The sequence below is a fragment of the Shigella sp. FC1661 genome, assembly GCF_001712525.1.
In the GTDB taxonomy this organism is placed as follows: Bacteria; Pseudomonadota; Gammaproteobacteria; order Enterobacterales; family Enterobacteriaceae; genus Escherichia; species Escherichia coli.
The window spans coordinates 1-733 of the sequence record NZ_MDGW01000411.1 but is presented as its reverse complement, the minus strand read 5'-3'; the positions used below and the strand labels follow the sequence as shown (position 1 = coordinate 733).

General features: G+C 52.9%; 1 protein-coding gene and 1 pseudogene. Both read right to left on the bottom strand.

The features are described 5' to 3' along the window. Positions 1-14: 14 nt before the first annotated feature. On the bottom strand, positions 15-638 hold the full coding sequence (locus BFF42_RS19225) for a DUF4376 domain-containing protein (RefSeq protein WP_000930154.1): 624 nt from the start codon (positions 636-638) through the stop codon (positions 15-17). Further along, positions 589-733 (bottom strand): annotated as a pseudogene (locus BFF42_RS19220) (hypothetical protein); the annotation flags it as partial. The gene BFF42_RS19225 and the pseudogene BFF42_RS19220, both read right to left, overlap by 50 nt.

Here is a 733-nt window from a genome sequence, read left to right as displayed (position 1 = left end):
TTGCGGCTTATTCATTACTCAACGTCAAACGCCCGAATTGAAGCCAAATCATCCAGACCGCTCAGCTCCTCTTTCATTTCACGCTGACGGCGATAAATCTCATCGTTGCGATCGACCTGCGCCTGCACCATTGCTGCCGCCAGTTCTTCCAGTTCCGGCATCGACAGTTTCACCTGCTGATTATCGGCATCGCTCCACGCCATATGTGTTTGTGCTGTGACAGATTTTGCCAGCATGACTACCGGGGACAGGCGGCCCAGTGAGTCGGGACCAGCATTCCAGATACGACCGTTCCATTCAAACGTGAACGGCTTCGCCTCCTGTTCTGCGCGCCATGCTTCAATTTCCTGACGTCTGGCCTCTCTGGCCGCTTCCAGCATTTCTGGTGTCACAGTGAATGGGGCTATCTCACCCCATTTGCCACTTTGCAGTTCCTGCCAGATTTGCTGACCCGTCGGTGCGACATCATCAGCGGTGGCTGTGTAGGGAACTGCCTGGTCCCTGTCGTCAAAAAAAACGTCACAGTCTACTGCGCCACTTTCGGTATAACGGGGATTAATGGTTTTTTTAATTTCCACGGTGCATTCCTCACGATGTGCGAATAAAAAGCCCGGGCATTGCGCCAGAGACATGAGCATCCGGCACCCCGGACAGGGCGCAATATGACCCCGGTAATGAATGCTCTGAACATCCCGTAATGAAAAATTGTGGGGATGCTATATACGTTCCGGTG

Bases quoted from the DNA above. Each gene is read 5' to 3' on its own strand.
- BFF42_RS19225 (WP_000930154.1), bottom strand. From the start codon at position 638: ATGCTCATGTCTCTGGCGCAATGCCCGGGCTTTTTATTCGCACATCGT.